Origin of the sequence: Mesorhizobium sp. M1273 (genome assembly GCF_040318195.1) — a bacterium.
Lineage (GTDB): Bacteria > Pseudomonadota > Alphaproteobacteria > Rhizobiales > Rhizobiaceae > Mesorhizobium.
The window spans coordinates 192,033-217,590 of the sequence record NZ_JAMYLV010000007.1 but is presented as its reverse complement, the minus strand read 5'-3'; the positions used below and the strand labels follow the sequence as shown (position 1 = coordinate 217,590).

General features: G+C 62.5%; 23 protein-coding genes. 10 read left to right on the top strand and 13 right to left on the bottom strand.

From position 1 onward, the window contains the following. Positions 1-30 precede the first annotated feature (30 nt). Positions 31-624 (bottom strand): helix-turn-helix domain-containing protein, encoded by a 594-nt coding sequence (locus NKH30_RS11105; RefSeq protein ID WP_352500968.1) that lies wholly within the window; start codon positions 622-624, stop codon positions 31-33. A gap of 270 nt (positions 625-894) precedes the next feature. On the opposite strand from NKH30_RS11105, the gene NKH30_RS11100 reads away from it, so the two are divergent. After that, positions 895-1,593, top strand: a complete 699-nt coding sequence (locus NKH30_RS11100; protein ID WP_352500967.1) for a nitroreductase — start codon at positions 895-897, stop codon at positions 1,591-1,593. 19 nt (positions 1,594-1,612) lie between these two features. Here NKH30_RS11100 and NKH30_RS11095 read toward each other — a convergent pair whose 3' ends face one another. The 4 genes from NKH30_RS11095 to NKH30_RS11080 all read right to left on the bottom strand — a co-directional run bounded on the left by NKH30_RS11095 (position 1,613) and on the right by NKH30_RS11080 (position 6,812). Beyond that, a complete protein-coding gene (locus NKH30_RS11095) occupies positions 1,613-2,200 on the bottom strand; it encodes a sarcosine oxidase subunit gamma (protein WP_352452120.1) in 588 nt (195 codons plus the stop codon). After that, positions 2,193-5,189 (bottom strand): sarcosine oxidase subunit alpha, encoded by a 2,997-nt coding sequence (locus tag NKH30_RS11090; protein ID WP_352995397.1) that lies wholly within the window; start codon positions 5,187-5,189, stop codon positions 2,193-2,195. The genes NKH30_RS11095 and NKH30_RS11090 overlap by 8 nt, the downstream gene beginning before the upstream one ends. After that, positions 5,186-5,482, bottom strand: coding sequence for a sarcosine oxidase subunit delta (locus NKH30_RS11085; protein ID WP_023676536.1), 297 nt, complete (start codon positions 5,480-5,482; stop codon positions 5,186-5,188). The genes NKH30_RS11090 and NKH30_RS11085 overlap by 4 nt, the downstream gene beginning before the upstream one ends. 70 nt (positions 5,483-5,552) lie before the next feature. Continuing rightward, positions 5,553-6,812, bottom strand: a complete 1,260-nt coding sequence (locus tag NKH30_RS11080; RefSeq protein ID WP_352500964.1) for a sarcosine oxidase subunit beta — start codon at positions 6,810-6,812, stop codon at positions 5,553-5,555. Positions 6,813-7,065: 253 nt separating this feature from the next. Between NKH30_RS11080 and NKH30_RS11075 the strand changes: the two genes are divergently transcribed. From NKH30_RS11075 to NKH30_RS11040, 8 genes are all read left to right on the top strand, one after another. Beyond that, positions 7,066-9,555 carry a mechanosensitive ion channel family protein gene (locus tag NKH30_RS11075; RefSeq protein WP_352500963.1) on the top strand — a complete coding sequence of 830 codons (2,490 nt, stop codon included), beginning with the start codon at positions 7,066-7,068 and terminating at the stop codon, positions 9,553-9,555. A 156-nt stretch (positions 9,556-9,711) separates the two neighbouring features. Beyond that, positions 9,712-9,975, top strand: a complete 264-nt coding sequence (locus NKH30_RS11070; protein WP_352452117.1) for a hypothetical protein — start codon at positions 9,712-9,714, stop codon at positions 9,973-9,975. A gap of 268 nt (positions 9,976-10,243) precedes the next feature. Next, a complete protein-coding gene (locus NKH30_RS11065; RefSeq protein WP_352995394.1) occupies positions 10,244-12,805 on the top strand; it encodes a GcvT family protein in 2,562 nt (853 codons plus the stop codon). A gap of 59 nt (positions 12,806-12,864) precedes the next feature. Next, a complete protein-coding gene (locus NKH30_RS11060; protein WP_352995391.1) occupies positions 12,865-13,776 on the top strand; it encodes a site-2 protease family protein in 912 nt (303 codons plus the stop codon). A gap of 100 nt (positions 13,777-13,876) precedes the next feature. Beyond that, positions 13,877-14,725, top strand: coding sequence for a DUF1194 domain-containing protein (locus NKH30_RS11055; RefSeq protein ID WP_352470280.1), 849 nt, complete (start codon positions 13,877-13,879; stop codon positions 14,723-14,725). 114 nt (positions 14,726-14,839) lie between these two features. Continuing rightward, positions 14,840-15,790: an ABC transporter substrate-binding protein gene (locus tag NKH30_RS11050; RefSeq protein WP_352766919.1), complete on the top strand. Its 951-nt coding sequence runs from the start codon at positions 14,840-14,842 to the stop codon at positions 15,788-15,790. Positions 15,791-15,861: 71 nt separating this feature from the next. Then, positions 15,862-16,638, top strand: a complete 777-nt coding sequence (locus NKH30_RS11045) for an ABC transporter permease (protein ID WP_352539653.1) — start codon at positions 15,862-15,864, stop codon at positions 16,636-16,638. Continuing rightward, positions 16,635-17,417 (top strand): ABC transporter ATP-binding protein, encoded by a 783-nt coding sequence (locus tag NKH30_RS11040; RefSeq protein ID WP_352500960.1) that lies wholly within the window; start codon positions 16,635-16,637, stop codon positions 17,415-17,417. The genes NKH30_RS11045 and NKH30_RS11040 overlap by 4 nt, the downstream gene beginning before the upstream one ends. 10 nt (positions 17,418-17,427) lie before the next feature. On the opposite strand, the gene NKH30_RS11035 is transcribed toward NKH30_RS11040, so the two are convergent. The 4 genes from NKH30_RS11035 to NKH30_RS11020 form a co-directional block, all read right to left on the bottom strand. Beyond that, positions 17,428-17,601: a type II toxin -antitoxin system TacA 1-like antitoxin gene (locus NKH30_RS11035; RefSeq protein WP_352500959.1), complete on the bottom strand. Its 174-nt coding sequence runs from the start codon at positions 17,599-17,601 to the stop codon at positions 17,428-17,430. A 58-nt stretch (positions 17,602-17,659) separates the two neighbouring features. Next, entirely contained in the window at positions 17,660-18,598 is a 939-nt protein-coding gene (locus tag NKH30_RS11030; RefSeq protein WP_352501106.1) for a GlxA family transcriptional regulator, read from the bottom strand. Positions 18,599-18,948: 350 nt separating this feature from the next. Then, entirely contained in the window at positions 18,949-19,083 is a 135-nt protein-coding gene (locus NKH30_RS11025; RefSeq protein WP_013894968.1) for a hypothetical protein, read from the bottom strand. A 335-nt stretch (positions 19,084-19,418) separates the two neighbouring features. Beyond that, the gene (locus NKH30_RS11020) at positions 19,419-19,604 is read right to left on the bottom strand and encodes a hypothetical protein (protein WP_352452109.1); all 186 of its coding nucleotides are present in this window, start codon (positions 19,602-19,604) and stop codon (positions 19,419-19,421) included. A 229-nt stretch (positions 19,605-19,833) separates the two neighbouring features. Between NKH30_RS11020 and NKH30_RS11015 the strand changes: the two genes are divergently transcribed. Next, positions 19,834-20,733, top strand: coding sequence for a LysR substrate-binding domain-containing protein (locus NKH30_RS11015; RefSeq protein ID WP_023676521.1), 900 nt, complete (start codon positions 19,834-19,836; stop codon positions 20,731-20,733). 6 nt (positions 20,734-20,739) lie between these two features. On the opposite strand, the gene NKH30_RS11010 is transcribed toward NKH30_RS11015, so the two are convergent. From NKH30_RS11010 to NKH30_RS10995, 4 genes are all read right to left on the bottom strand, one after another. Next, positions 20,740-21,723, bottom strand: a complete 984-nt coding sequence (locus tag NKH30_RS11010) for an alpha/beta hydrolase (protein WP_352500958.1) — start codon at positions 21,721-21,723, stop codon at positions 20,740-20,742. A 268-nt stretch (positions 21,724-21,991) separates the two neighbouring features. Further along, complete coding sequence (locus NKH30_RS11005) at positions 21,992-22,174, bottom strand: hypothetical protein (RefSeq protein WP_352500957.1); 183 nt, start codon at positions 22,172-22,174, stop codon at positions 21,992-21,994. Positions 22,175-22,360: 186 nt separating this feature from the next. Next, the gene (locus NKH30_RS11000; protein WP_023676517.1) at positions 22,361-24,430 is read right to left on the bottom strand and encodes an ASKHA domain-containing protein; all 2,070 of its coding nucleotides are present in this window, start codon (positions 24,428-24,430) and stop codon (positions 22,361-22,363) included. 113 nt (positions 24,431-24,543) lie between these two features. Beyond that, complete coding sequence (locus NKH30_RS10995; RefSeq protein ID WP_023676516.1) at positions 24,544-25,518, bottom strand: methyltetrahydrofolate cobalamin methyltransferase; 975 nt, start codon at positions 25,516-25,518, stop codon at positions 24,544-24,546. Between the last annotated feature and the right edge of the window lie 40 nt (positions 25,519-25,558).

Sequence of the window (25,558 nt, the reverse complement as noted above, 5' to 3'; positions counted from 1 at the left end):
GCCACGCACTTTTGGGCGACATGCATTCGTTCAATAGACGGGCGGCGAAACCACCCAGATCACCACAGCCGGTTCCGCTCCAGGATTGCGCCAGCGGAACGGCTTGCCGTCGAAGCGGAAGGAATCGCCTTCGCCAAGCCGGTGCCAGACGCCGGCAATTTCGATGTCGAAACTGCCGGAAGCGACGTAGCCGGCTTCCTCGGTCGGCCGGCGCGACTCGGTCTGCAGCTCGGCACCCGGGGCGAAGACCGAACGCAGCATCTCGAAGCTACCGCCGAGATCGGGCGACAGAAGCTCCTCCACCAGGCCGGAATCGCTTGTGCCAAGCGTGCGCCGGTTGCCGGCGCGCACGACCACGCCGCGCTCGGTCTCGACAGGTACGTCATGGCTGAAGAACAGGCTGACCGGCACGCCGAACAATTCGGCGAAGGCCCTGAGATCGCCGAGCGACGGGACCGACAGACCGCGCTCGACCTGGCTGACCCAGCCGACGGAACGGCCGAGCTTCAGTGCGATTTCGGCAAGCGTCAGGCCGCGCGCCTTGCGCAACGCGCGAATGTCGCCGGCCAGCAGCCGTTCGCCGCTGTCCTGTTCCGATCTGGCGGCGGTTGAGGGCAAAGCCATCCCTGTCTTGGTGAAAAATTCCCAGCAAATTTCATTTGATGGCGGGTTCATGAAAAAATCAAGAGGATTTTCACGAAATCACAAGATTTACTTGCGCCATTTTGACGGTTCGGGCAAAGGCTCGGCGCACGAGCGGCGAGTGGGGCGTCCGGTCGAGGCGGGTAGGCTATCGGGCGTTCAAAAAGACGCGCAAGGATGCTCCATCACTTCTAGTCGGCGCATGATCCTTCCGGAAAATCGGGTTCGGGATCATACGCAAAAGGACGGCCCATGCTGGAAAACAACTCCCGGATTGCGGCGGCGATCGTCGATGACGCGATCACCTCGCGGCGGTCGGTACGCGCCTTCTTGCCCGATATGGTTGACGACGAGACCATCCGCGATATTCTCGCCGTTTCCGCGCGCGCGCCCTCAGGCACCAATATGCAACCCTGGAAGGTCTATGTGACCAAGGGCGAGGTCAAGCAGCGCATCACCGACGCCATCCTCAGCTCGGGCATCCGCGCCGAAAAGGCCGAGTGGGACGAGTACCGCTACTATCCCGACCAGTTCTTCGAACCCTATCTGACGCGACGGCGCGCCAACGGCTTCGGCCTCTACGGCGTGCTCGGCATCGGCCGGCGCGAGGTCGACAGGATGCGTGCGCAGCACGACCGCAACTTCGTCTTCTTCGATGCGCCTGTCGGCATGATCTTCACCGTCGACCGGCGGCTGAACAAGGGGTCGTGGATCGACTACGGCATGTTCCTGCAAAACATCATGGTCGCCGCGCGGGGCAGGGGCCTGCACACCTGTCCGCAAGCCGCCTTCGCGCCCTATCACCGGCAGATCAGGCCGGTGCTCAACATTCCCGACGAGGAGATCGTCGTCTGCGGCATGGCGCTCGGCCATGAGGATACGTCCAAGCCCGAAAATGCCTTCCGCACCGACCGCGCGCCGCTGGAAGAGTGGGTGACGTTCGCGGAGTGACGTGAAGCGCCGTCCGGCTCTACTGCACTTCGTAGCCGACTTCCTCGCTCGCATGGCAGAGCGCTTTCCAGAACGAGCGGGCAAACGAGCGGAACACATAGATGTCGAACTGATCGGCGCCGGTGCGCTGGATTTGCGCGAAGATGTCGTGATGCATGGTCGAGCGGCCGGCGCCGATCGGGAAGGCCGGCAGCGCGAAGTCGATTGCGAAGAATTTCGCCAGCACCCACTCGGCCTTCGGCCCGGCGATACGGATCGCGGTGCGGCCGTGCGAAAGGTCGGTCACCGTACCGATGGCCGAAGTGACGACATCGGCAAAGGCCGGCGCCAATCCCTCGGCTTCATCGACCACAGTGAACTTTCCCGGCGCAAAGCCGAACACCGACCTGGCGCCGTTCGTCACACCGCCACCGGCGCCGTCGGGCAAAGCCAGGCCGGTGACCGCATGGATGCCGGCCATCAACGTCTTCTCCTCGCCGGGCCAGGCGGCGAGCTGCAGGATCGAACCCGGCCTGGTTTCGGAGAGGATGATTTCGACACCATGCTCGAAATTGCCATGCGAGCCCGGATGCAGCACCGGCTCAAGCGGTGATTGGCGTTCAACCATGCATGCGGCTCCCGTCCGGATCGAAGAAATGGTTGGAGACGATCTCGACCGGCCCGAACCGGTTGCGCAACGGATCGGAAACGTAGGCACGCGAGCCGCGCCGCGCCTTGCCGCCCTTGACCAGGGCAAGCGCGATATATTTGCCGAGCGCCGGCGAATAGCAGCAGGCGGTGATGTGGCCAAGCGAGCCGTGTGGATTGGCTTCGTCAAGCTCCTCCACGATATGTGCGCCCCCATTGAGCGGCTGGTTGTCGAGCGAAACAATACCGACGAGTTCCAGGCGGTCGGGTGCGATCAGCCCCTCGCGATCCATCATCGCCGAGCCGATGAACGACTTCTTCTTCGACAGCATCCAGTCGAGATGCAGGTCGCGTGCCGTGGTACGGCCGTCGATCTCGGCACCGGTGACGTGGCCTTTCTCGATGCGCATGGTGCCCAGCGCCTCCAGCCCGTAGGTCACCAGCCCGAACGGCTTGCCGGCTTCGACCAGCGCCTCCCAAACATGGGTGCCGTAGCCGGCGCCGGAATAGACCTCGAAGGCCATTTCGCCGGAGAAGGACAGCCGGCAGATCATCACCGGCACGCCGGCGATTTCGCCGTGGACGATGCCCATGAAGGGCAGGGCGGCATTGTCGACGGCGGTGCCGCTGACGCAAGCAGCCAGTATCTGCCTTGCCTTCGGCCCACCGATGGCGGCACCGGCCCATTGGTCGGTGACCGAGGCGACGTGGACTTTCAGCTCCGGCCAGATCACGTCGAGGAAATATTCCAGATGCTGCATCACCTTGCCGGCATTGGCGGTGGTGGTGGTCATCAGGAAATCCTGCTCGCCGAGCCGCCATGTGGTGCCGTCGTCAAAGGCGAGACCGTCCTCGCGCAGCATCAGCCCATAACGCGCCTTGCCGACGGCCAGCGTCGAAAACACGTTGGTGTAGACGCGGTCGAGGAATTCCGCCGCGTCGGGGCCTTGCACAGCGATCTTGCCCAGTGTCGAGACATCGACGATGCCGGCGCTCTCGCGCGTGGCTCTCGCTTCGCGCACATAGGCCTGCTCGATCGTCTCGCCGGGATGGCCGTAGATCATCGGCCGATACCACAGGCCGGCCGAATACATGGTGGCGCCGTTGGCGACGTGCCAGTCATGCATCGGCGTCAGCCGCTCGGGCTTCAGATCGCCGAAGCGTTCGGCGGCTAGCGAGCCGATCGACACCGCCGAAAAGGGCGGGCGAAAGCGCGTCGTGCCGACCTCTGGGATCGGCTTGCCGAGCGCCTCGGCCATGATGGCGAGGCCGGGTATGTTGGAGCTCTTGCCCTGGTCGGTTGCCATGCCGAGCGTGGTGTAGCGCTTCAGATGCTCGACCGAGACGAAGCCTTCGCGATGCGCCAGCCGCACGTCATCCGCCGTCACGTCATGCTGGAAGTCGACGAAACTCTTTCCCTTGGCCTTGATCTCGAGCACCGGCGCCGGATCGGGATCGCCAGGTGCTGCCTCGACGGCAGGCAAGGCCGCCGGCGTGGCGGTTGCGCCCGCTGCGGAAAGGCCGGCGGCGCGGCCTTCGGCGATCGCCTCGGCGGTGGAGAAACTGCCGGTGAAGGCGCCGGCGCCGATCCATTGCCGCGTCGTCGGCTTGGGCGGCAGGAACGCTTGCAATGCTTCGTTCCATTCCGCTCTCGCGCCGGCCTGGCTGGCCAGATGAATGGTCGGCGACCATCCGCCCGACATCAGCAGGCAATCGGCGTGGATGCTGCGCGCTTCGCCGGAAAGCGCGCCGTTGACCATGTCGAAGCGCTGCACCTTGAAGCCGGAAAGCGCCTTGCCGCCCTCGGTGGCGATTACCGCGTGGCCAGAAAGGATCTCGGCCTCCGCTTCGCCGGCCAGCTTGCGCATTTCGCTCGAAAGTTCTGGGCGCACGTCGACGATGGCGACGACGACGGCGCCGGCCTTCTTCAGCGCAAGCGCGGAGCGATAGGCGCTGTCATTGTTGGTGAACAGCGCGACCCTGTCGCCCGGCAGCACGCCATATTCATTGGCAAAACGCTCGGCAGCATGCGCCAGCATCACGCCTGGCCGATCGTTGCCCGGAAAGACCAGCGGACGCTCCAGGGAGCCGGTGGCCAGCACCACCGACTTGGCGCGGATCGTCCAATAGCGATGGCGCGGCTCGCCCTTGCCGGCCTTTTCCTTGTGGTCGGTGACACGTTCGAGCGCGGCAAGCGTGTTGCCGTCATAATAACCCCAGACAGTAGTGCGCGGCAAAAGGCGGATATTGTCACGGCCTTCAAGCTGACCGGCGGCGCGCGCTGCCCAGTCGGCGGCCGGCATGCCATCGATCGTCTCGCGCGACCAATTGGCCGAGCCGCCGAAATGCGGCTCGAGCTCGGCCAGGATGACGCGTGCACCCTGATCGGCAGCCGCCCTGGCGGCCATCAGCCCCGCCGGGCCGGAGCCGACTACCAGCACATCGCAAAACGCGTTCATGCGTTCGTAGCGCGCCGTATCGGGAGCCGTGCCTGCCTTGCCCAGGCCGGCGGCACGGCGGATGAAATGCTCACAGAACATCCAGAAGCGAGTGCCCTTCAGCGGACCGATCACCGGTCCCATGAAGGTCTTGTAGTAGAAGCCAGCCGACAAAAGCTTGCCGCCGAGCTGGTTCACGGCACTGACGTCCCAGGCAAGCGAAGGGAAGCGGTTCTGGCTGATTGCGGCCAGCCCGTCATAAATCTCGACCATCGTGGCGGGGATGTTCGGCTCGCGAACCTCGCCCCTCAACACTGTGACCAGCGCGTTCGGTTCCTCGACGCCGGCGGTCAGCACGCCGCGCGGGCGGTGATATTTGAACGAACGCCCAAACAGGGTGACGCCGTTGGCCAGCAGCGCCGAAGCCAGCGTGTCGCCGGCATGGCCGGTATAAGGCGCGCCGTCGAAGGTGAAACGGATGGTCCGCAGCCGGTCGATGCGCCCCCCGGCCTCTGTACGGCGCGGGCTCATGGCTTGTCCTCGGCCCGGTGCCGCGCAACCGAGTTGTGGTCGCCGCGCGCGAACGCGGTGCTGGAGATCTCGTGCGTCAGCGTATTGCGCACGACCCTGAGATGGGCGCGGCAGCCGCCGGAATGCTGCCAGATCTCATTGTGGTCGCCGGCCGGGTTAAGCCGGTCGTAGACATAGGCGTTCCAGGCGTCGAGGTTCTGCGAGGCGGGCTGTGGGCGCTGGCGATTGCCGTCGCCCTGATAGGTGAATTCGATCACGTCGCGCGGGCCGCAATAGGGGCAGGTGATGAGCATGGATCTCTTAAACTTCTCGTTTGACCATGATCTTGTCCGAAAACCGGTTTCCACTTTTCGGGATCATGGCCTAATGCAGCCGGGGCGTGGCGCCCTGGCCCTTGTCGTCGATCACCAGGCCACGGTAGAAGCGGTCGAGCGTGAAGGCCGCGTTGAGACCGTGCGGCTCGTCCTTGGCAATGGTCCAGGCAAAGCACCAGCCGGAAGCCGGCGTCGCCTTGAAGCCGCCATAGCACCAGCCGCAGTTGAGATACATGCCCGGCAGCGGACCGGTGGTGATGATTGGCGAGCCGTCCATCGACATGTCGCAGACGCCGCCCCATGAGCGCAGCATGCGGACACGGGCCAGCCCAGGGAACAGCGCCAGCATCTCGCTCATCACCTCATCGACGATAGGCAGGCTGCCGCGTTGGGCGTAGCTGTTGTAGCCGTCGAGATCGCCGCCATAGACAAGCCCGCCCTTGTCAGATTGCGACATATAAAAATGGCCCATGCCGAAGGTCAGGACCGTATCGATGAACGGTTTTAGCGATTCCGTGACGAAGGCCTGCAGCACGTGGCTCTCGATCGGCATCGTCTCGATGCCGGCAAGCCGCATGACCCGCCCGGTGCTGCCGGCAACCGCGACCGCTACCTTTTTTGCGCGGATTTCGCCGCGCGTTGTCGTGACGCCGATGATGCGGTCGCCGTCGCGCAGGAAGCCGGTGACCTCGCAATTTTCGATGATGTCGACGCCGCGGCGATCTGCGCCGCGCGCATAGCCCCAGGCGACGGCGTCGTGGCGGGCGGTGCCGGCGCGCCGCTGCATCAGGCCACCGACGATCGGGAAACGCGCGGTGGCCGAGACGTCGAGCGCCGGCACCAGGCGCGCGATTTCGGCCGTGGTCATCAGTTCGGCGTCAACGCCGAGATGGCGCATGGCGTTTCCGCGCCGGGCATAGTCGTCGAGCTGAGCAGGTGTGTGGGCGAGGTTCAGGCAGCCGCGCTGCGAGAACATGACGTTGTAGTTGAGGTCATGGGCCAGGTTCTCCCACAGCTTCATCGAATGTTCGTAGAAACGCGTGTTGGCCGGCAGGAGATAGTTAGAACGGACCGCCGTGGTGTTGCGGCCGACATTGCCGGAGCCGAGCCAGCCCTTCTCGAGCACCGCGACATTTGTGATGCCGTGCTCCTTGGCGAGATAGTAGGCGGTCGACAGGCCATGGCCGCCGCCGCCGATGACGATCACGTCGTAGGACGCTTTCGGGTCGGGCTTGCGCCAGGCCGGCCTCCAGTCCTTGTTTCCGGTCAGCGCGTTCTTGAGAAGCGAAAAGGCCGAATATTCCGCCATTCTTATTGTCATCCATTTCAGGCTTTACGGCAGAGTATAGAGCAGGCTGCAAACGCAAAGCCAAGATTGCGCCATCGCTTTTCGACTCCCCGACTTCGATTGGATTTGGCCGACTTCGATTGGATTGGCCGACTTCGATTGGCGGGACTTCGAAAAACGAGACGCCTGGGATGACTTGCCCCGTGATATGAGCCTCTTTATCAAGGACGTGCTTCAAAACTGCCGATGCCGCCCGCGAGTCGCCAGAAAAATCATGTTCTTTCGTTTATTCCGCCTGGTCTTGATTCTTGCGCTTGTTGTCTCGGCGCCGCCGTCGCTCGTTGCTATGGCGCAGGCACTCGGGCAGGGCGCCGCCGGGTTGATCGCCGACCAGCAGAAGGTCATCCAGAGTCTGACGGCCAAAACCGACGGTCTCGAGAAGAAGATACAGCAGGACGGCCAAGACGATGCCACCCTCGTGGAAATCCGTCTGCAATTGGAGGATCTGTCGCGGGCGGCGCTCACCAGCGCGCTGGCGTTCCGCTCGCGTCTCGGCGATATCAACGATCGGATTGAGATGCTGGGACCTCCGCCGGCCGCGGGCCAGCCGGCCGAGCCAGACATCGTAACCGGTGAACGCCAGGCCTTGGCTTCCGAAAAAGCCGAGATCAACGCCGTTATTGCCAGCGCGCAGAACCTGTCGATCCGCATCAGTGGGCTGATCGAGAAGATCGGCAACATGCGCAGCGAGCTGTTCCGCAATGTGCTTACCAAACGCTACGTGCTGTCCGATGCGCTTAGCCCCGAAGTCTTTTCCGACGCCAACGCTGAGTTTTCCGGCTTCTATAAGGCGGTGTCGTCCTGGCTGAGCTTCGCCTTCAAGTTCAAGTTCCAGGCCATTCTTGCCGCGACTTTGATGGCGCTCGCATTCGCTGCAGTGCTTTTTATCGGCGGTCGACGCCTGTTCGGCCGCGTCTTCGAAGCGGATCCCTCCGTCGAGGACCCCTCCTATCTCAGCCGCCTGTCGGTGGCGTTCTGGTCGACGTTGCTGCCGACGCTGGCGGTCGGCGCCTTCCTTGTCTCGACGATCTTCTTCTTCGATTATTACAATGTTTTACGCGGTGACATCGGCATCTTCCTGAATTCGCTGGTTGCCGTTATCGCGGTGGTATTCTGCGTCAACCGCCTGACCAACGCAGCGCTCGAGCCCCGACTGCCGAACTGGCGTTTGATCCCGGTCGAAACCGGCCCGGCGCGCTGGCTGGTGCGGCTGACGACCGCCATGGCTGTCGTCATCGGCAGCAACAACTTCCTGTCTGTCGTCAACGACAAGATGGGCTCGCCACTGTCGCTGACCATCGCCAGAAGCTTCATCGCCACCATTGTCGTCGGCATCATCCTGATCCTTATGGGCCTGCTGAAGCCGTTCAAGGCCCCCGACGGAAGCTGGCGCCCGTGGCCGGCGTGGCTGCGCTACACCGCCGTCGCGCTAGGCCTATTCACCATCGCATCGGCACTGCTTGGCTATATCGGCCTTGCAATTTTCGTCTCGCTGCAGGTCGTGGTCACCGGCACCATCCTGGTCACCGCCTATATCGGCTTCCTGTCGGCGCGAGCGATCGGCGAGGAAGGCGGTTTCGCCAAAACTTCGATCGGGCGCTGGCTAGCGGCCAATTCAAGCTACGAAGAGACCGCCCTCGACCAGCTCGGGCTTGTCGTCAGCGCCGCCATCAACATCATGATTGTGCTGGTGTTCCTGCCGCTGATCCTGTTGATGTGGGGCTTCCAGCCCGGCGACATCCAGGCCTGGGCCTACAAGCTGGCGACCGGCCTCACCATCGGCTCGGTGACGATCTCGGTCACCGGCATTCTCACCGGCGTCGTCGTCTTCATCATTGGCTATTTCCTGACGCGCTGGTTCCAGGGCTGGCTCGACGGCTCGGTGATGGCGCGCGGCCGGGTTGACACCGGCGTGCGCAATTCGATCCGGCTGGCGGTCGGTTATGCCGGTGTCGCGGTCGCGGCACTGGTCGGCATCTCGGCCGCCGGTATCGACCTCTCCAATCTCGCGCTGGTCGCCGGCGCCTTGTCCCTCGGCATCGGTTTCGGCTTGCAGAATGTCGTCTCGAATTTCGTGTCGGGCCTGATCCTGTTGGCCGAGCGGCCGTTCAAGGTCGGCGACTGGATCGTCGCCGGCGACATCAGCGGCACGGTCAAGAAGATCAGCGTGCGCGCCACCGAGATCGAGACGTTCCAACGGCAATCGGTGATCCTGCCCAATTCAAACCTGATCAACAATGCGGTCGGCAACTGGACGCACCGCAACAAGCTCGGCCGCGTCGACATCAAGGTCGGCGTTGCCTATGGCAGCGACGTCAAGCACGTGCATGGCGTCCTGTTGGAGATCGCACGCAGCCATCCGCTGGTGCTGAAGAACCCGGAACCCTTTGTGCTGTTTTCCAATTTCGGCCCGGCCGCGCTCGAATTCGAGATCCGCGTATTCCTGGCAGACGTTCTTAGTGGCAATATCGTCCAGAACGACATCCGCTTTGCCATCTTCGATGTGTTCGCCGACCAGCATATCGAAATTCCGTCGACACCGCGCGCCGTCGTCGAGACCAAAAAGCACGAGGCGTGGCCGATCGACGACGACAAGATCGAAGTCGAATTCGCCGAGCGGGAACAAGCAAAAGCCCTAGCGGCAGTCGAGGCGAAACGTCTCGCCAAGTCGGGACGCAAGGTACGGAAGCCCGATCCTGACTAGCTGTTTGGAGCTTGCCTTCAAGCCTTCGGAAACCAATTGCGGCATGAATGCGGCATTCAGTTGCCGTTCAGCTTGCATTACATATAAGCTCACCTGCAAACGGCGAGAATGCCTTGCGAAATGCAACAGAGGCGGTGGCAACACCGATACTGCAAAATGTGGAAGTCTCTCGTCGCCGCCGTCGCTTTTCTGGCCGTGGGCGGTTCGGCCCATGCCGCCAGCGCGGTCAACAAGGACGCCGAGACCCGCACGCTGATCGTGACGGAAGGCGGCGGCAAGACCGAGCTGGCGCTGGCCGCTGGCGAAACCGTGGAATTTTGCCCGAGCGGCTGTTTTGTTACCTTGCCGAATGGCGACCTCGAGGCGCTGACCGGTTCGGAGACGATCGAGATCTCGGGCGGCGTCGCGCGCATCAAGTAAAGTCGACGCCATGATTTTTGAAGGCCGGGCAAACACCCGGCCTTTTATTTGCTTCCGGTAATCGGCGATGAAGGTATGCATTTTTCTTCGAAGCTGCGCAGGACGGGCTCTAGCAGCGTCTTCGTACCGAGCAGGGCGAAGGCGTAGGTCTAACTGCATTCGACGGGCTGGTGGCGCGGGCTTTTTTGGCGATGTCGCAAACAGGCTGCAAGCGCGGGGCCGCGCCGCCCTATAGTCTGCTCGCAATAGCATCTTGGAGTCGCGGGCAATGGCAGGGTTTCCGGAAAAGGCGAAGGTCGTCATCGTCGGGCTGGGCGGCATCGTCGGCGCATCGGTCGCCCATCACCTGATCGAGCGCGGATGGGACGATATTGTCGGCATCGACAAATCGGGCATCCCGACGGATATCGGCTCGACGGCGCATGCCTCCGACTTCTGCTACACGACCAGCCATGATTTCCTGTCGTGCTGGACGACGCTCTATTCCATCGATTTCTACGAAAAGATGGGTCACTACGCGCGCATCGGCGGCCTCGAGGTCGCCCGCGTCGGCGACGGCGCCCGCATGGCGGAGATCAAGCGCAAGATCGCCTCGGCGAAGGCCTTCGGCACACGCGCCCGCCTGATCGATCCCGCCGAGATCAAGGAAAAATTCCCGCTGATCGAAGAACAGATGGTACAGGGCGGCCTGTGGGATCCCGACGCCGGCCTCGTCATCCCGCGCTCGCAGACCGTCGCCGGCAAGCTTGTCGATCAGGCGGAAGCTTCCGGCAAACTCAGGGCGTTTGCCAATACGTCGGCCAGGTCGCTCGTCATCGAGAACGGCCGCATCAAGGGCGTGGTGACCGACCGCGGCACCATCGAGGCCGACTATGTCGTGGTCTGCACCGGCATCTGGGGACGGCTGATCGCGGAAATGGCGGGCGAGGACCTGCCGGTCATGCCGATCGACCATCCGCTTACCTTCTTCGGGCCGTACACCGAGTTCGCCGGCACCGGCAAGGAGATCGGCTGGCCGCTGCTGCGCGACCAGGGCAACTCGGCTTACATGCGCGATACCGGCGACCCCAAGACCGCCGAAGGCGGGCAGATCGAATGGGGTTATTACGAAGAGACCAATCCGCGCCTTTGCCATCCGCGCGATATTCTCGAGAAAAACGAGGCGCGGCTTTCGCCGTCGCAACGCGATCTCGACATGGAGCAGATCCTGGCGCCGCTCGAGCGCGCCATGGAACTGACGCCGATCCTGGGCGAGCTGGGCTACAATGAGAGCCATTCCTTCAACGGCCTATTGCAGGTGACGGCGGACGGCGGCCCCTCGATGGGCGAAAGCCAGAAGGTCAGGGGCCTCTGGTATGCGGTGGCGATTTGGGTCAAGGACGGCCCCGGCATGGGCAAGCTCATCGCCGACTGGATGACGGACGGCCGCACGGCGATCGACCACCACGCCATCGACTATTCGCGTTTCTATCCGCACCAGACGAAAGAACAGTTCATCTGGGATCGCTGCACCGAAACCGCTATGAAGGTCTACAACCCAGCGGTCCATCCACGCGAGCCCTTCTCCAAGGCTCGCAATGTCCGCCGCTCGCCCTTCTGGGAGCGCGAGAAGGAACTCGGCGGCTATTTCATGGAACTCGGCGGCTGGGAGCGCGCCCATGGCTACGCCGCCAACGAGCATCTGCTCGAGAAATACGGCAACCGGGTGCCGGTGCGCCAAAACGAATGGGATAACCGCCACTTCTGGCGCGTCTCGAACGCCGAGCATCTCGCGATGAGCGAGGATTGCGGCATCGTCAACCTGTCGCATTTCGCCATGTACGACGTGGAAGGCCCGGACCATGTCGCGCTGATGGAATGGCTGTGCGCGGCAAAAATCGGCGGTGACGGCAATATCGGCAAGGGCATCTATACCCATTTCCTCGACGAGGAAGGCATGGTGCGCGCCGACCTGACCGTCATCCGCATGGCCGGCCGCTGCCGCGTCATCGACGGCGCCGATGCCGGGCCGCGCGACTTCCAGTACATGCGCCGGACGGCAGAGGACAAAGGCTTCGACGTTAGCGTCACCGATGTGACCGAGAGATATGTGACCGTCGGCATCTGGGGTCCGAACGCGCGGGCGACATTGAGCAAGTGCGTGGAAAACCCCGACGGGCTGACGCCGGAGAATTTTCCCTTTGCCGCGATCAAGCCCGTCAGGATCGCCGGCAAGGACGTGACCGCCTTCCGCATCTCCTATGTCGGCGAGCAAGGCTGGGAACTGCATATGCGCTACGAGGACGGTCTGGCTGTCTGGGACGCGCTGCGGTCGACCGGCGTGATGGCCTTTGGCGTCGAGACCTATGCCAACAGCCGCCGCATGGAGAAGAGCCTGCGCCTGCAGAATGCGGACCTGTTGACCGAATACAATCTGCTGGAAGCCGACCTTGCCCGTCCGAAAGTCAAGGAGGCCGATTTCTGCGGCAAGGCAAAGCATCTGGAATATCGCGCCCGGGTGCATCAGCCGGCCATGCTTTGCACGCTTATCATGACGGACAATACCGATTCCAATGGCGTTCCCCGCTATCCGGTCGGCACGATGCCGGTGATGGACCCGCAAACCGGTGAGACGCTCGTCGACGAGCTCGGCCGCCGCTCCTTCACGACTTCGGTGGCCTATGGTCCGACCCTCGGCAAGAACATCGCGCTCGCCTACCTGCCCTGGGCGTATTGCCAGGAGGGCCGCAAGCTGAGCGTCGAATATTTCGGCGAGAAGTACCCGGTCGAAGTGGCCGCCGTCGGCTACAGGCCGCTCTACGACCCGGAGAACCTCAATCCTCGCAGCTAAGCGTTGCTTGCCTGCCGATTCTCCACACAGGCAAGCCGAGCAGTGCCGGCAGGACCTGAATGCAGAAGCCCGATTCATTGTCGGGCTTTTCGCTTTGTGGAGCGATGATTCTCGCTTACCGTCGCGCTGCGATTGGGGGGTGCCTTTGCGGCGGATCGGCTGGGACAGAAAAAAACGATGCGCTTGTGTTTCAGCTGAACCGGAATATCCCGGTTCGCGTCAGCTGGACCTTCGCAATTCCCATTGTGCTGCCCTTCCTGAACGAGTGGGCGAGCCGACCCAAGGATGCACTGATCCATACCTCTATCTTTGCAGCGCTTCTGTTTGCGTCGATATTTCTGCACGAACTGGCACACGCCTGGATCGGACGCCGACAAGGCGTCGCCACCGACAGGATAGAATTATATCTCTTCGGCGGGCTCACGCGTTTCAAACGCGCCGCAGCGCCATCGCCTGCCTGGGCGCGGATTGCGATAGCGGGTCCCCTGGCGAACATCGCGCTCGCCGCGTTTTTCGATGCGGCCTATTATCTGGTTTTTGGAGAACTCATCCCAGTTGTGCCCGAAAGGCCATTCGGGTGGCTGCCGTCAAGGTCGGCCGGTCCTCTGGAATGGACGCTTTGGATTGGCGCATTGTTGAACGTGTCACTTATCATTCTCAACATCCTGCCCGCCTACGATCTGGATGGCGGCGTGATTGCAAGACATTTGTTCCTGAGACGCTTCGGCGTCCGCCGGGCCGCGCAGATCGTCGGCATCTGCGGCATCGTACTTTCAATTCTGCGTTTTGCGATCATCTTGCCTGCCGCGGTTGCAGGTATTCTGTTGTGGCTTCCGCCGTCATTCAAGCCGAACTGGACGGCAGCGCGTGGGGTCGGTGCTAGAAAACCGAAGCCGGACCCATCCTCCGAGACGGATGTCGAGAAGGCCGTGGAATGGCGGGGACGGGGCGGGCGCCGCATCCACAAATGAAATTCGTTTTCCGGCGGTTCGCAAAAATGTGACCGAATGAGCCCGGCTCTCCGCCGGGCTTTTCTCTTTGTCGATCGGCGATTTTCGCTTACCGTGCGGCATGTCTGGTTTTGCCCGTGCAAGACATCTCGTCTCGGGTGCCGCCGCGCTGGCGTCGGTGCTATGGCTGACTGCAAACTCCCGCGCCGCCGAGCCGGTTGACGTCGAACTGGTGCTGGCGGTCGACGTTTCGCTGTCCATGTCGCCGGACGAGCTCGAAATCCAGCGTCATGGCTATGCGGCGGCTCTGACGCATGACGATGTCCTGCAGGCAATCGGCGAAGGCGCTCATGGCAAGATTGCCGTCACCTATGTCGAATGGGCTGGCGCGACCTGGCAGCAGGTCGTGGTGCCGTGGACGGTGATCGCCAATCGTGCCGACGCCGAGCGGCTGGCAGCGCAGCTTTCCGCTCATCCGCCGGCCAGTGCCAGGCGCACCTCGATCTCCGGCGCGCTGGAATTCGCCAGCGATCTCTTTGCTGAAAGCGGCTTCCAGGGCGTCAAGCGGGTGATCGACATTTCGGGTGACGGCCCCAACAACCAGGGCGCACCTGTCGATATCACCCGCGACGCTGTGATCAAGCAAGGCATCACCATCAACGGCCTGCCGCTGATGACCAGGGGCGGGTTCAGCAGCGCTTACGATGTCAACAATCTCGACCGCTACTACAGCGACTGCGTCATCGGCGGGCCGGGCTCCTTCATGATCCCGGTCAATGACTGGACGCAGTTTCCGGCGGCCATCCGCCGCAAGCTGGTGCTGGAGCTTGCCGGTCCGGCCTCGCCGCAGCGAGCGGCGGAAGGGGCGGCGCATCCGCCATTGGTGCTGGCACAGGACATCCCCGTCACCGACTGCCTGGTTGGCGAAAAAATGTGGCGCGACCGCAGCTGGATGTACAACAGCCGCTGATGGCGGAGTTTGCTGTCGATGGTGACATACCGCAGTGCAGCATCTGCTTCATTGACAAGCCTGAGGGCGTCTGTGACACAATTCCGCATCCGAACACATAAAAGGGGAACCGACATGAACAGGATCGGAATTCTTGCCGCAAGCTTGACGCTTGCCATCGGATTGTCCGCGCCGGCGATGGCCGCCACATCGGTCAGCATCGGCATCAGTGGATGGACCGGCTTTGCGCCGCTGACGCTCGCCAAGCAGGCCGGCATCTTCGAAAAGCACGGCCTCGACGTCACCTTGAAGAAGGTGCCGCAAGCCAGCCGGCCGCTCGCCATCGCCAGCGGCGACCTGCAATGCGCCGCCACCACGGTCGAGACCTGGCTGGTCTGGAACGCCAATGGCGTGACGACCAAGCAGATATTCCAGCTCGACAAATCCTACGGCGCCGACGGCATCGTCGCCCGCAACGACATCAAGACCGTCGCCGATCTCAAAGGTAAGTCGGTCGCGTCTTCGGCGCCGGGCACCTCGCCCTATTTCATGCTGGCCTGGGTGCTCAACAAGAACGGCATGTCGACCAAGGACGTGACGGTCGTCAACCTGGAGCCGGATGCGGCGGCGCAGGCGTTTCTCGCCGGCCAGAACGATGCGGCGGTCACCTATGAGCCGTTCATCTCGGCGGTGCGCGAAAAGTCCGACCAGGGCCATATCCTTGTCACCACTCTCGACTATCCGATGGTGCTCGATACGGTCGGCTGCACGCCGGAGTTCCTCAAGGCCAATCCGGATGCGGGCAAGGCGCTTGCCGACAGCTATTTCGAGGCACTCGACCTGATCAAGAGCGATCCGGCGAAATCCTATGAGACGATGGGTGCCGACGTGAAGCAGTCGGCCAAGGAATTCGAAGAGTCGGCCAAATACCTGAAATGGGCCGACAAGGCTGAAAACAAGCAGTTCTTCACCAAGGAATTCCAGGACTTTTCCAAGACCGCTGGCGAGCTTCTGCTGCAGATGGGTTTGATCAAGGAAGCGCCTGACGTCTCGACGTTGGCCGACACCAGCGCCGTCGCCGACTAACCGCCAGGATTGTCGCCCGGCGGCGGCGCGTGCGTCGCCGCTTTTTCATTCAGATCAGAGGACGGTCGAAGATGCCGCGCCCCTTGCATCCGGTCTCGCCGGGCATTCGAACCGTGCTCGGCATTTCGTTCTTCGTGCTGTTCGTGGCGTTCTGGGCGTGGATCACGCTTGGCGGCCACGTCAATCGCATTTTCCTTGCCGATCCGCTGTCGATGGTGAGAGACGGCTGGCGGCTGCTGGTCGAGGACCGCTTCTGGCTCGACATCCTTATCACCATCTGGCGCGTCTTCGGCGGGTTCCTGATGGCGGCCATCGTTGCCGTGCCGCTCGGCATCTTGATGGGTGCCTGGAAGCCCGTGGAGGCGTTCCTGGAGCCGTTCGTCTCCTTCGCCCGCTATCTGCCGGCATCGGCCTTCATCCCGCTGCTCATCCTGTGGGCGGGCGTTGGCGAGCTCGAAAAACTGCTGGTGATCTTCGTCGGCTCGGTGTTCCAGATCATCCTGATCATCGCGGTCAAGGTCGGCGGCACACGGCGCGACCTAGTCGAGGCGGCCTACACGCTTGGCTCGTCCGACAACGGCATCGTGCGGCGCGTGATCATGCCGGCCAATGCGCCGGAGATTGCCGAGACCCTGCGGCTGGTGCTCGGCTGGGCCTGGACCTATGTCATCGTCGCCGAGCTGATCGGCTCGTCGTCGGGCATCGGCTACATGATCATCAACAGCCAGTCGCGGCTGGCGACAGGGCAGATCATCTTCGGCATCATCGTCATCGGCCTGATCGGGCTGTTGTCCGATTTCGCCTTCAAGGCGCTCAACCGTTGGCTGTTTCCATGGAGCCTGGCGTGAGCAAGCTGCTCATCGAAGGCGTCTCGCGCACCTTCGCCGGTGTCGGCGGTGGGCAGCCGGTCAAGGCGCTGATGCCGATCGATCTGGCGGTCGCCGCCAACGACTTCATCACCATCCTGGGGCCATCCGGCTGTGGAAAGTCGACACTGCTCAGGATCGTCGCCGGCCTCGAAGCGCCGAGTGGGGGACGTGTTCTGCTCGACGGCAGGGTGGTGGACCGGCCCGGTCCAGACCGCGGCATGGTTTTCCAGTCCTATACGCTGTTTCCGTGGCTGACGGTCGCCGAGAACATCGCCTTCGGCCTGCGCGAACGTGGAATGGCCGAGCACGAGCGCAGCGAAATCGTCGCTTCTTACGTCGATCTCGTCGGGCTGAGAGGTTTTGAAAACCACTGGCCGAAGCAGCTTTCCGGCGGCATGCAGCAGCGCACCGCGATTGCCCGGGCACTGGCCAACGATCCGGAGATCCTGCTGCTCGACGAGCCGTTCGGCGCACTCGACAACCAGACCCGCGGGCTGATGCAGGAACTGCTTCTCGGCATCTGGGAGCGCCGGCAAAAAACGGTGCTGTTCGTCACCCACGACATCGAGGAGGCGATCTTCATGGCGTCGCGCGTGGTCGTGATGACGGCACGGCCAGGCCGCATCAAATCGGACGTTGCCGTCGACCTGCCGCATCCGCGCCACTACACGCTGAAGACCAGCCCGGAATTCTCGGCGCTGAAAGCGCGGCTGACGGAAGACATCCGCGTCGAGGCTATGCGCACGGCGCAGGTATAGTCGCCGCAACCTACACTCGACCGCGACCGGAAAAGATGCTCGGTTCGCTCAACAGGCGCTTTAGGCGTGGAAGGTCGCGCGTAGGGGCGTCCAGTGCCGCCATGAACGCGGCCCATTTTTCTGCATCGAGGCGGAAGCTGTGCGGGTCGGCCGGTTTTTGGGATAGGCTCGAACTCGTGGTCATGCGACATCTCTCGATGCGGGAATATCACACTTCGCCGGTCCTCTGCTGATTTGCCAGATCAAGCCGCCAGCAATTGCTTGCGATCGACGCGTTCCTGTTGCGGCGAGCGGGCGTACAACTCGCGATAGCATTTGGAGAAATGCGAGGCGGAAACAAAGCCGCAGGCGACCGCCACTTCGACCACCGGCAACGACGACTGGATCAGCAGGTGCCGGGCGCGGTCGAGGCGGATCTCCAGATAGTAACGGGCAGGGGAGCGCCCCATCTCGGTGCGGAACAGGCGCTCAATCTGCCGGCGCGACAGGTCGACATGATCAGCGACCTCGATCAGCGAGAGCGGCTCGGAGAGATTGGCTTCCATCAGCTCGATAATGGCCAGAACCTTGGAATTCTGCACGCCAAGGCGGGCGCGCAGCGGCAGGCGCTGGCGGTCGGTCGGGCTGCGCACGCGATCAGTCAGCACCTGCTCGCAGACGCGGTTGACGAGGCTTTCGTCGAAATCGTCGCCGATCAGCTTCAGCATCATGTCGAGCGCGGCGGTGCCGCCGGCGCAGGTGTAGATGTTCTGGTCGATCTCGAAGAGGTCGGCGAAGACATTGGCCTTGGGGAACGCCTCGGAAAAGCCCGGCAGGTTCTCCCAATGGATGGCGCAGCGCTTGTTGGACAGCAGGCCTGCGGCGGCCAGGATATGCGCGCCGGTGCACAGGCCGCCGACGGCAACGCCGCGATTGTACTCCTCGCGCAACCAGGCAAAGGCCGATTTGTTCTGGTAGCGCTCGACATTGATGCCACTGCAGACGATGGCCATGTTCGGCCGGTCCGGTCCGGACATTTTCTTGCGCTCTTCCTCCAGCGAGGTGTTGACGGCGCATTCGACGCCGTTCGAGGCGCGCACCGGCTTGCCGTCGATGCTGGCGAGCCGCCAGCGATAGGCTTCATAGCCGAGCATGCGGTTGGCCGAACGCAACGGGTCGAGCGCCGTCGCGAAGGCGATCATGGTGAAATCGGGGACCAGGAAGAACACGAACGATCGCCGGATCGGGTGCTTTACGACGTTCACGGGTAGATCCTCACGCTGCAATGGCGCGAACAGGATGTCGCGATTAGCACAGCGACATCAGGAAAGACGTTTCCTGTCAATTGGCTAGATGGCAACGGAGCGACTTTATTTGCGACACGGGTCGCAAATGGGCGATCGCTATGCGGCGAAGGACGCGACATGCCGCCGGATCGACCAACCGAGCCTACGCAGTCTGCGCACACGAAAACGCCGCCTCGGCAAAACCGAAGCGGCGCTGGATCGACTTCGAAGCAGCGCTAGGCTGCTTCCGCCGGGATTGCCGCGTCTCAGGCGACGAAGCCGAGGCGCGCGGCAGCCATGGCACCGGTCTGGCCAGGCATGGTGTTGGCCAGGCGCTGGCGCTCGAGCGCGGTCGTCAGGTTCATTTCGCGACGGGCAAAGAGGCGGGCAAAAAGCTTCATGATCATCTCCATTCGGTTGCTCAGACGGGTCGCCTTCGCTTGATGGAGTGGGGCAGCTCGTTTGTTGATGATGATATAGGCTTACGTGAGGGGAAACTAAATCGCAAAAGCGAAGCACTTGATATGAAAAGCGACACGGAATGCGACAAATTTGGGCATTCTGCCCAGGATTTTCGATTATTTACAATGCGTTGATTGCCAGTGCGGGCTGCTATGCGACTTGCTCATATGCGGCATGCGACGGCGACATGGCTCGGGAAAATCATTGGAGTACAAACAAAAAGGCCTGCCGGGCTGATCTGCGCGGCAGGCCTTCAGCTGTTGATACACACGGTTTACTTTGCTCCAGCCCACGATCCCACACCATGGCGAGTGCCGGCCTTGGCATCGGCAGCTTCCGGCCAGCCGATATCCTTCTGCAGTTCAATCGGCAGCGCGCGGATGGCGCGTTCCGTCTGGTAGCGGGCACGGGCCTCGCTGAACTCGGTCGCGATCCGACCGATGGATGACAGGATAGACATCTCATTCTCCTTCGCGTTGGGCCGGGTCGTCCCGGCGCTTGCAGCGTCAGGCGGTACACCGGCTTTGTTTCAGCTTCATTTCGTGTCGATTGCAGGTCCGTGTCATGGTTGTTTCGGGACCACTTCGATGCGTCCTGCCTCCGACCGAGTTGACTATCCTCCCAAACTGATGTTCAATCAAACGAAATGGAATGATGGTTTGCATCAGAAAAATTGAAGGTCGCTTGCCATGAACGCCCCACTCAATCATCCGCTGCCGCTGCTCGATCTGGATGTTCTGCGCACTTTCGTCGCGATCGCCGAGACCGGCAGCTTCACCACTGCGGCCAATGCGGTCTTCCGCACGCCGTCGGCCGTCTCCATGCAGATCAAGAAGCTGGAGGACATTCTCGGCCGCTCGGTGTTCGCGCGCGACGCCCGTTCGGTGACGCTGACCACCGATGGCGAGATGCTGCTCGGCTATGCGCGCCGGCTGCTGTCGATCAATCGCGAGGTGGTGTCGAAGTTCATCATTCCAGACATTGTCGGGGTGGTGCGGCTCGGCTCGCCGGACGATTACGGCGAACGTGTGCTGCCGCATGTACTGAAGCGGTTCGCACAGTCGCATCCATCGATCGCGGTCGACGTCACCATCGACCAGAGCGTCAATCTGCGCCGGCGCATGGACGACCGGGCGCTCGACATCACGCTGCTCACCAACTCCTACAAGACCAGCGCGATCGGCGCCGAAGTGCTGCTCACAGAGCCGATCGTCTGGGCCGGTGCCAAGGGCGGTTGCGCGCATCTGCGTGAGCCGCTGCCGGTCTCATTGTGGGAAGAGGGCTGTGCCTGGCGGGCAGGGGCATTGGAGGCGCTTGGGCGCGAGGGCCGCAACTACCGTATCGCATATATGAGCGCACACACGGCCGGCCAGCGCGCCGCGATCATGGCGGATCTTGCGGTGGCGCCGCTGCCGAAATCCTTCCTCGGCAGCGATATGGTCGAGCTGTGCCCGAAGGACGGCATGCCTGACATCGGCACCTACAACCTCGCCATGGTGGTGACGCCGGACGCCAGCGCGCCGGTGAAGGCAGTCGCCGACCATATCCGCGCGACGTTTGAGATGTTCAGGGAAACTGGGAAGTTCTGAGCCAAACTACGACCTGAGCGGCGCAACCAGATCGCGAGGCGTTCCGTCGCGGTCTGCCCTTTGCAGCGACAACTCTCCTGCCTTGGCATGATAACTGTCAGTTTCGTTGGTCAAGAAGGCCACTATGCTGTCCCGCGCGCGACGCGCCTCCGGCATGTCGATCAACGGCCAGACATGGAACATGCCTTGCTCGTGGACGACCTCAATTTCGACGCCGGCCGCGCGTGCCTTTTCCGCGAAAATCAGATTGTCGGGGGTGAGCAGATCGCGTGAACCGGTCAGCAGCAGCGTTTTGGGCAGCACCGACAGGTCGCCGTAAACCGGGCTGATGCGCCAGTCGGTGGGATCGATGCCGGCGCTGTAAAGCCGGATCGCCTCGCGGCCGCCGGCAATGCCCAGCCACGGATCGTTGCGTTCGGCCTCATACATTTCTGGGTTGGCGAGCGACACGTCGAGACCGGGCGAAATCAGCACGTGGCGTGATGGCAAGGGCAGGCCGTCTTGCGCAGCCATCATGGTCAGCACGACGGCCATGTTTCCGCCGGCGGAATCGCCCATGAAGATGATATCATTCGCCCTGGTTTCGCCGAACATCTGGCGGTAGACGGCGCCGACCATGCCGAACATGGCGTGAAAATCGTGTTCGGGAGCAATGGGATAGATCGGCACGGTGATACCGAACCCGAGGCGGTCGGCCATGTCGGCGATCAGCCGCCAATGATAGGGTGTGATTTCAAAGACGTAAGCGCCGCCGTGCAGGTAGAGAATCCGCCTCCGCTCACCAGCCTGGGGAGCGATCTCGTAGACGGGAAAGCCGTTGATCGTGCGGGTTGTGATCTCCAGGCGTGACCACAGCGACGCAGGCGGCTGATGGTTTTCCGTCTTGCGCGCATAGGCGATCCAGCGCTGCAGGTTCTCGGGGCTGGAAAACGCCTTCTTGCGGCTGTACCTGAGGACGAACGACACGACGTGGCTTTTGAGACTGGGCATGCAGATACACGGACTTCGGCTGAGCCGACTAAGAGAACCCCCGACTATTTCGAAGATTGTGTCGCCACCAAAAAAGTCAAGATTGATGCAATCTCAACACGGTCGTTTGATCCCAGCTGTCGACAAAGCGTCCGGCCATGAAGTCTCTGGCCTACCGGTGCAGCTCAACGCCGCGGCAGCAACGCGGCGCGCAGCCAATTGCTGGGTGCAGCCGGAGCCGCATTGCGGCTCCGGCGAATACCGAGCAGCTTGCATTTGTCGATGAATTTCATCCGCGCTGCGTGCCCCATCCGACCGCAAGCTGCCTTTCGCTCGAACGCGGCGACACCGGCCAGCCAATGTCCTTTTGGATCTCAGGCGGCAAGCTGTTGAGGATGCGCAGCGACTTGCGCGCTTCGCGTGTTTTCTTGAAGGCCGCACCATAGCGGCCGAAGCTTTCGAACATCGACATCTTGATCTCCTTGGAGCGTTGCGGTGGCCGAAAACTGTTTCCGCCGGCCGTTCGATGCCGGTTAAATGCTCCGCCTATGTATCTGGCGGATTTCACGAAAACGCGATTTCGTTTCCAGATCGGCGCGATCTGGAAACATTTGCATACAAATGAAAATGGAAGTTCTGACAGCCTGGCGGAGGCGAGTCATCCCCGCCCGCGCCGCGCGGCATGGCCTTCGCGCGAACGCCGCCGCGGGGCAGCGTCGCCGGCAATGCCGTCTTCGCTCACCGTCTTGCGCGGCGGCAGTTTCACCGCCGCCGACAGCTTGGGAAACGGGTCGATCTTGTTCGGGAGCGCCATGGCATAAACGAAATGTTCCTGGAATTTCGGCTCCAGCGCCGTCTCGATCTTCTCGATCTTGCTAACGGTTTCCTCGATCTCGCGGCGATAGCCACGGTTCAACAGCGCCATGCGGGCGCCGGCGCCGGCCGCATTGCCAACGGCCGAGACCTTGTCGAGGTCGCAATCCGGAATCAGGCCCAGCACCATTGCGTATTTCGGGTCGATGAACGAGCCGAATGCGCCGGCGAAGTGGATGCGGTCGACATGATCGGTGTGCTGCTTTTCCATCAAAAGCTTGGTGCCGGCATAAAGGGCGGCCTTGGCTAGCTGGATAGCGCGCACATCAGTCTGGGTGATGGTGATCTTGGGCTCGCCTTCCTTCAGCACATAGGAGAAGGTGCGGCCATTGGCGACGACGCGGGGCGAGTGGCCGCTCAGCGATCCATCGACGACGCCGTCCTCGGAGATGATGCCGGCGAGATACATCTCGGCGACCACCTCGATGATGCCGGAGCCGCAAATACCAGTGACGCCGGTCGCCTGCACACTGTCGAGGAAGCCCGGCTCGTCGGACCAGAGTTCCGAGCCGATGACGCGGTATTTCGGTTCCAGCGTTTCAGGATCGATGCGGACGCGCTCGATGGCACCCGGTGCGGCGCGCTGGCCACCGGAGATTTCCGCACCTTCGAAGGCCGGGCCAGTTGGCGATGAGGCCGCCACGACCCGCTGGCGATTGCCGAGCACGATCTCGGCATTGGTGCCGACATCGACGATCAGCATCATCTCGTCCTGGCGGTGCGGCCCTTCCGACAGCGTCACTGCGGCAGCGTCCGCGCCGACATGGCCGGCAATGCAAGGAAGCATATAGAGCCTGGCGCCCTGGTTGAGCTTCAAACCGATATCCGATGCCTTGATGTGCACGGCGCCGGAGACGGCTAGCGCGAAGGGGGCGCCGCCGAGCTCGGTCGGATCGATGCCGAGGAACAGATGGTGCATGATCGGATTGCCGACGAACACGGAATCCAGGATGTCGTTGCGCTGGACGTTGCCTTCGGTGCAGACCTTGTCCACAAGCCCCGAAATGGCCTCGCGCACGGCGACCGTCATGCCTTCGCGGCCGTCCGGGTTCATCATCACGTACGAGACACGGCTCATCAGATCCTCGCCGAAGCGGATCTGCGGATTGGATGTGCCCGACGAGGCGGCGACGCGGCCCGACAGCAACGACACCAGATGCATGGCGATCGTGGTCGAGCCGATATCGCAGGCAAGTCCGTACGCCTCGTTCTTGAGGCCGGGCCACAAAGCGATGACCCGTGCGGTCTCGCTGTCGGTGTCCTTGTGGATGGCGGCGGTCGCGGTCCAGTTGCCTTTGCGCAAAATGCCTTGCACCTGCGGCAACAGATGGAAATCGAAATCGAGGCTCTTGAGGCCCCAGTCCTTCATCAGCGCGATCTTCAGACGGTCGAGGTCGCCGAGCGGCTTGTGCATGTCGGGTTCTTCGATCTCGACATAGCACATGCGGATTGCCGCATCGCGGGCGATGACCCTGGTGTCGGCGTCCTTGCGAATGGTCTGCGCGTTGATGACGGTGTCCTGCGGCACGTCGACGACGAGATCGCCGAGAATCTGCGCCGAGCAGGACAGCCGGCGGCGCTCGGGCAGGCCGCGTACGCGCTCGTAGCGCTCTTCCTTGGCGCCCTTGGGCGAGAGGTGATCGTTGGAGGAAACGATCTTGTGCTTGGCGAAATTGCCTTCCTGCACCTCGATCTGGCAACGCCCGCAAGTGGCACGCCCGCCGCACACGCTCTCGACATAGACACCGAGTTGGCGCGCGGCGTCCAGAACCGGCGTGCCGACCGGAAACCGGCCGCGCTTGCCCGACGGCATGAACAGCACGAGCGGATCGGTGATGTTGACGGGAGAGTTCATACGTTCCAGACTTTACTTTCTACGCAGCTCGGGTCTTGGCTACGGCAGCGATGCCGCTATGTCTCGGTTCCTCCCCAGTCCTAGGCCCCATATCGTGTCGGCCAAGACCTGGCTCAACCCCGGGCCATACGCGCTTCGCGGCCGCCGCGCCTGCGTCCGCCATTGCCATTGCCATCGCCCGGCGCGTTGACCTGCGTCCGGGCGGCAACGGCCTGGCCGCCTTCAGCAGGCTTGTAGTCCTTGTAGGTCCTGATCCAGTTGGTGCAGTTCTCGTCGGTGCCGTTCAGCACGTTGGCGCCACGCACCGCTTCCATTTCCTGCGGCCGCACCGGGTTCATGATCGCTGAGGTCATGCCGGCGCCGATCACCATCGGGATGAAGGCGGCGTTGATGCCATGACGGTGCGGCAGGCCGAATGAGATGTTGGAGAGGCCGCAGGTGGTGTTGACCTTGAGCTCCTCGCGCAGCCGGCGTAGCAGGGCAAATACCTGGCGGCCGGCATCGCCCAGCGCGCCGATCGGCATGACCAGCGGGTCGACGACCACATCATGCGCCGGAATGCCGAAGTCGGCACAGCGCTGAACGATCTTCTTGGCGACGGCGAAGCGCACATCGGGGTCCATCGAAATACCGGTCTCGTCGTTGGAAATGGCGACGACGGGAACGTTGTATTTCTTGATCAACGGCAGGATGGCTTCGAGCTTTTCCTCCTCGCCGGTGACGGAATTGACCAGCGGCCGGCCTTTGGCGACCTTCAGCGCCGCTTCGATTGCCGCAGTCACGGAGGAGTCGATCGACAACGGCAGGTCGACTAGGCCTTGCACGATCTCCAGCGTCTGCACCAGCAGCGCCGGCTCGGTGGCGTTGGGATCAACTGCAGTGACGCCGGCATTGACGTCGAGCATGGTCGCCCCACAGGCGGCCTGTTCCAGCGCATCCTTGATGACGGTCTCAAAATTGCCGGCGATCATTTCGGCGGCCAGTTTCTTACGGCCGGTCGGGTTGATGCGCTCGCCGATCACGCAGAAGGGCTGATCGAAGCCGATGATGATTTCTCGTGTCGCCGAGGCGACGATGGTGCGGGTCATGAAATCTCTCCATCGTGATATAAAGAGTTCTTTATATCGT